The sequence below is a fragment of the Hominisplanchenecus faecis genome, from assembly GCF_020687205.1.
In the GTDB taxonomy this organism is placed as follows: domain Bacteria; phylum Bacillota; class Clostridia; order Lachnospirales; family Lachnospiraceae; genus Hominisplanchenecus; species Hominisplanchenecus faecis.
Window position 1 is genome coordinate 1 of sequence record NZ_JAJEQE010000099.1, and the last position, 1,547, is coordinate 1,547.

The 1,547-nt window shown below is 50.2% G+C and carries 1 rRNA gene; it reads right to left on the bottom strand.

Annotation, left to right across the window (positions count from 1 at the left end):
- A 23S ribosomal RNA gene (locus tag LKD42_RS15030) occupies positions 1-1,435 on the bottom strand; the annotation flags it as partial.
- Positions 1,436-1,547: the final 112 nt, after the last annotated feature.

Consider the following 1,547-nt stretch of genomic DNA (forward strand, 5'->3'; position numbering starts at 1 on the left):
ATACTGTAGTACAGGAATCTCAACCTGTTGTCCATCGGCTACGCCTCTCGGCCTCGCCTTAGGTCCCGACTTCCCCAGGGCAGATCAGCTTTACCCTGGAAACCTTGGATATTCGGCCGTAAGGATTCTCACCTTACTCTCGCTACTCATTCCGGCATTCTCTCTTCTTAAAAGTCCACAGCTCCTTACGGTACTGCTTCGTTCCTTTAAGAATGCTCCTCTACCAACCCTTGCGGGTTCCGCAGCTTCGGTGTTGTGTTTCAGCCCCGGACATTTTCGGCGCAGGACCTCTCGACTAGTGAGCTATTACGCACTCTTTTAATGTATGGCTGCTTCTGAGCCAACATCCTAGTTGTCTTCGAAATCCCACATCCTTTTCCACTTAACACACACTTTGGGACCTTAGCTGGCGGTCTGGGCTCTTTCCCTTTTGACTGCCCAACTTATCTCGTGCAGTCTGACTCCCGTACATCATCTATATGGCATTCGGAGTTTGATATTCTTCGGTAAGCTTTGACGCCCCCTAGGAAATTCAGTGCTCTACCTCCACTAGACTAATACGAGGCTAGCCCTAAAGCTATTTCGAGGAGAACCAGCTATCTCCGGGTTCGATTGGAATTTCTCCCCTATCCACACCTCATCGCCACCCTTTTCAACGGATGTGCGTTCGGTCCTCCACTACCTCTTACGGCAGCTTCAACCTGGACATGGATAGATCACCCGGTTTCGGGTCTACTCCTACTGACTCATCGCCCTATTCAGACTTGGTTTCCCTCCGGCTCCGCACCTTCAGTGCTTAACCTTGCCAGTAAGCGTAACTCGCCGGACCGTTCTACAAAAAGTACGCGGTTCATCGAATAATGATGTTCCACAGCTTGTAAACACAGGGTTTCAGGTTCTCTTTCACTCCCCTCCCGGGGTCCTTTTCACCTTTCCTTCACAGTACTATGCGCTATCGGTCACTAAGGAGTATTTAGCCTTGGGGGGTGGTCCCCCCGATTTCCTACAAGGTTCCACGTGTCTCGTAGTACTCTGGATCCTGCCGCTCCTTCCGGTTTTCACATACGGGGCTTTCACCCTCTATGGCTGGCTTTCCCAAAACCATTCTGTTAACCTTCCGGTCACTTGTTGCAGTCCTTAACCCCAGCATGCACGCACGCTGGTTTAGGCTCCTCCGGTTTCGCTCGCCGCTACTCCCAGAATCGATGTTTCTTTCTTTTCCTCCGGCTACTTAGATGTTTCAGTTCACCGGGTTCCCTTCCATACGTTATGGATTGGCGTATGGATGACAGAGGTCTTCTCTGCCGGGTTTCCCCATTCGGATATCTCCGGATCGATGGATATTTGCTCCTCCCCGAAGCTTTTCGCAGCTTATCACGTCCTTCATCGGCTCTTAGTGCCAAGGCATCCACCCTGCGCTCTTATTCGCTTAACCACCTATGAATGTATAGCGTTACATTCATGGCTCAGGTGACATTTTTCTGAGTTGTCTTCTCTTGGATTGTTACCTATTTGATAACTTCCTCGGATGTCTATCTAACTTGTTA